Annotated in this window: 5 protein-coding genes; 4 read left to right on the top strand and 1 reads right to left on the bottom strand. The window is 53.5% G+C overall.

The features are described from left to right. A partial coding sequence (locus tag J5224_RS23595) for a helix-turn-helix domain-containing protein (RefSeq protein WP_319802474.1) occupies positions 1–1,024 on the top strand: 1,024 nt, incomplete at its 5' end. 31 nt (positions 1,025–1,055) lie between these two features. On the opposite strand, the gene J5224_RS23590 is transcribed toward J5224_RS23595, so the two are convergent. After that, on the bottom strand, positions 1,056–1,835 hold the full coding sequence (locus tag J5224_RS23590) for a TonB family protein (RefSeq protein ID WP_264627669.1): 780 nt from the start codon (positions 1,833–1,835) through the stop codon (positions 1,056–1,058). A gap of 330 nt (positions 1,836–2,165) precedes the next feature. Between J5224_RS23590 and J5224_RS23585 the strand changes: the two genes are divergently transcribed. The 3 genes from J5224_RS23585 to J5224_RS23575 all read left to right on the top strand — a co-directional run. Then, on the top strand, positions 2,166–2,711 hold the full coding sequence (locus J5224_RS23585) for an RNA polymerase sigma factor (RefSeq protein ID WP_264627668.1): 546 nt from the start codon (positions 2,166–2,168) through the stop codon (positions 2,709–2,711). Continuing rightward, positions 2,708–3,694 carry a FecR family protein gene (locus J5224_RS23580; RefSeq protein WP_264627667.1) on the top strand — a complete coding sequence of 329 codons (987 nt, stop codon included), beginning with the start codon at positions 2,708–2,710 and terminating at the stop codon, positions 3,692–3,694. The genes J5224_RS23585 and J5224_RS23580 overlap by 4 nt, the downstream gene beginning before the upstream one ends. A gap of 96 nt (positions 3,695–3,790) precedes the next feature. Next, positions 3,791–4,315 (top strand): STN domain-containing protein (locus J5224_RS23575; RefSeq protein ID WP_264627666.1); only part of this gene is annotated, 525 nt, incomplete at its 3' end.

The raw sequence follows: 4,315 nt of genomic DNA, 5'->3' as shown, positions 1-4,315 counted from the left end.
GAATATGTCTTTTATGAAGGCAAACGTGATGAGAAACATTTTTACAACGCAGGATATTCCTGACCTTGAGCGTTTCGGTGCGTTCAGAGATATTGTGAAGGGCCGTTTTCTCTCCTCGTACGAGTGCGGAATGAGTGCCCCTCCTTCCCAATCGCGCTTTTACGCCAATATAACTGAACGACGGGTGCTCGATCTTCAGTTTCTGCAACTGGAATCAAATGGCCACCGCGCTACCAGCAGTACGCCGCGTTCACAGGGGATGAGCCAGGAGGGCGATTTTTACATTGAACTACAGCGCTTCGGCACCAGCCAACTGTCGCAGGATGGCCGCACCGCCTTTTTACGTCAGGGGGATTTTTGCTTTTTTGATATGTCGAGGCCGGTAACCTGGTCTTTTGATGATGACTATTCGTTATTCAAGATTCTGATCCCGAGAGAAAAATTTTCCAGTCGACTGGGCAATACGCAGAATCTCACCGCCAAAGCGATACGCGGTAACAGCGTCACTGGCGCGCTGGTGTACAGTTTTATTCTGAAATACGTGCCTTTTCTGGATGCGATCCCGCCGCTGCATGCGCAACATCTGGCGGATATTTTGCTGAATTTGATCGCCACCTCGCTGAGTGAACTGAGCATGACAGCGCCGACCCAGAGCCTGGGGCACTCAACGCTGTTTTATATCGCGCAGCAGTATCTGGAAAAGCATCTTTCCAACCCGCAACTGAGCGTCAATGAATGTGCCAGTGCCTGCGGCATTTCGGTACGTTCGTTGCAAAAACTGTTTCAGGAACAGGGCACATCAGTAAACCGTTGGGTACAGCAACAGCGATTGGAGCGCTACAAAGCGGCGTTAATGAACCCACTAATGGCAGATAAAAATATCACTCAAATCGCTTACGACTGCGGGTTTAACGATATCTCAAACCTTAGCCGTCGCTTTAAGGCTGAGTTTATGGTTACGCCGTCGGAGTACCGTAAGATGCACGCGGTGCGTCGGCCGCACCGCGCAGCGGCCATGGCCTAGGTTTTGCCATAACGCCACCGGTTCTGACTGCTCACAAATAAAACGAAATGGGTGCTACCACCTGCACCTGACCCTCACGGTTCAGCGCATGCGGCGGCGGTGCCGGCAGCGGCGCAGCGCGTTTAACGATGTCCAGCGCTTCGCTATCCAGAATGCGGTTGCCGGACGTCGTGACAATCGCGGCGTCAATCACCTCACCTTGCGCATTCAACACCATGCTGACATGGCTAATTCCCGTCGCCCGATAGCGCAATGCGGCGCGAGGATAACGTTTGAATTTCGCTAAATGCGTATGCAACAAGCTCTCCCAGCCCACCTGCCCGCTGATCGCTTGCTGAGCCGCGCTGGTGAAATTGGCAGCGCTGCGCGTTGCCTCTCCGGCGCTGTATGCCGAGGTTGCAGGTGCACTTTCCGCGACCTGAGGCGCCGGTTCACTACGCACCTCCGGCTGTATCTCTTTTTTCTGCGGGCGCGGCTTTTCGCGCACTTTAACGCGTTTTTCCAGCGTCCCTTGCGCCACTACCGGTAAGGTATCCAGCACGGGCTCGTCGGGTTGTTCCTGCTGCTGGCGCGGTTCGGGCGCTGAAAAGACCTGCTTGGGTCCTTCAACCACCTGAGGCGGCGCTTTTTCCAATTGGTAGGCACCCAACTGTACGCTGACCACCGGTGGCAGCGCGCCTTTCTGATTTTGCATCACGCGCGTTGACCAGACGACCGCGATCGCCACCACGCTCAAATGAAACAGAATACTGGCGGCAGAACCACCAAGATAAAAACGTCGGGGAAGGGGGAAAACACCTATGCTGCTCATTGCCTCTGCTCGCCATGCCACATTATCCGGTACAGCAACAGGGAAACATGTTGCTACAGCGTAAGGGCTTAATACTTTCTTTACAGAAGATTATAGACACAACGCGAATGCAAATGATATTTATTATTTATTACGTACAACACCCAAAAAAAATAAGAAACGATCGCCATTCGTGCCAAAAACGGCACGCTAGCAATGTAGTAGAGCTGATTTTTCACGCATTTTTAATATTTTACCCTAAATAATTCGGGTTGCAGTAAGGCGGCAAGTTAGTGATTCGGGTAAGCCAACTCACCTGCATCTTCAAGTATGACGGGTAACACCAGGCACATGACTATAAACAAACCATTGCGGCATTTTATCGGCAATGCCTATCAATCAACCTATCATCAATTGGAACGTTTTTTCCAGAAGCGTTTGGGAAACCGCCATGATGCCAGCGATCTGTCGCAGGATGTGTTCGCTAAGTGGCTCAACCGACGGGAGGATACGCCGGTTCAGGAATCCCGCGCGTTTCTGTTTAAAATCGCCAACAATGTATTGATTGATTACTGGCATCGCCATCAGAAACAAGAACAGTTGCAATCGCCCATGGAGGAAGAGGCGCACCTGAACCACGCGGGTTCTGTCTCTGACGATCCCGCCGAGGTGCTAAATCACCAGCAGCGCTTACAGCGTTTGTATGATGCCATCGAGACGCTGCCACCGCGCCAGCGGGAAGCGTTTGTGCTTTGCCGGTTTGATGGCCTGTCACAAAGTGAAATTGCTGAAAAAATGGATATTTCTGTCAGTATGGTAGAAAAACATATCGCCAAGGCCATGTTGCATTGCAAGCGCTATGTGGAAAATGCGGTACACAGTGAGGAAGAACAATGAGCACAGGGCCTGACGTGCAAACAGACCCGCTATCGGTGGCGGATATCGATGAGCAAGCGGCGCTGTGGTTTGCCCGTAGCCAAAATCGCCACCTGCCACGCACGCAGCGGCAGGCGCTGGAAGCCTGGCTGGCGAACTCGGCGCAACACCGGCACGCTTTCGAGAGTATGTTTACGCTCTGGCGCGATGCCGCCGAACTCCCGCGCCCGGCGTTGGCTTCCCGCCCCGCCCCCCGGCGGTTTTCCTGGGGATATCGCCCGTTCAAGCACCTGGCAGCGGGTCTGTTGATGCTGTTCGCACTGGTGTTGCCTTACAGCCAGTGGCCTGCCCTGCTGCAAGATAATATGACATTGGCGACGTCCGACCAGCCGAAAACCTTTCAGCTCTCTGACGGCAGTCGCATCATGCTTAACCGAGATTCACACCTGCGCATCGCCTATCAGCACGATCAGCGCCGGCTGTGGCTTGAGGCGGGCGAAGCCTACTTTAGCGTTAGCCCCGATCCGCAGCGCCCTTTTTACGTTGAGATTGACGGGCGCCAGGTGAAAGTGGTCGGTACCGCTTTTGATATCCTCAAAGCGGGAGAACGGGTATCCGTTGCCGTCTCTCAAGGTGTGGTGGCGGTTACCACTGCGCTCAATGCCCCTCAGACCTTACTGCACGCGGGTGAGAGTGCAACCAGTTACTCACGTGGCGATCGTCTCAGGGTAAATCCGATTGAACTCGCCGCAGTGGGAGAATGGCGCTTCGGCCAGCTCAGTTTTGATAATCAACCGTTGCGCGAGGTGCTTGCCACGCTGAAGCCCTATTATGCGGTGAATGTCACGCTGTCGGACGCTGCGTTGGGCAATCTTCCCCTATCCGGGCAAGTCAATCTGGACGATCCAACCGCCTTTTTTAATGCGTTACCCCTGCTGTTGCCCGTGAATGTGGTTTGGCAGGATCAGAACAATCTATTGATAAACAAAGAAAAGAAAAAATAATGCAAAAATTTGTGTTTTTCTAGGTGAGGATAATTCTCATTCTTAAGTCTTCCTTCATGACTCTTTTATTTTGGCATGATGCTGAGACCGAAAAACATGATAACAAGAAACCGTTTCCCCTCTTTCAGGCCGCAGAAACTGACCATCGCCGTCTGCGCCGGCCTGCTCTGGTGTGGACAGACTTTCGCTAAAGACGTACAGGTAGCCCTGCCAGAACAATCGCTGGCAACATCGATCAACGCCATTGCCCGCCAGGGCCAAATCCAAGTGCTGTATGACGCAACCGCAGTAAAACAGCTGCGTGCGCCCGCGCTCAACGGCACTTTTACGCCGGAGACTGCGCTGCAAAAAATTCTGCTCGGCACCGGGCTGGAAATGGTGCCACAGGGTTCGGGCTTTGTGGTTCGCCCACAAAAAACCGCGCGTGATGCGCTGGTGATCCCGGAAACCAGCGTGCAAGGGGTGGTAGGCCGCCATCCAGCCACCGATGTGATGTCCGCGCCGCAATACCTGACTTCCGAAGAGATTGCCCAACGCAACACCGGTGATGGCAACGTGACGGACCTGCTGAAAACCAACCCGGCAGTGCAATTTGCCAACGGCGACAGCAGCTCACTCAAT

Source organism: Candidatus Symbiopectobacterium sp. NZEC135 (assembly GCF_025962695.1).
The sequence above is the reverse complement of the archived record's forward strand: the minus strand, read 5'-3'. Positions and strand labels throughout refer to the sequence as shown.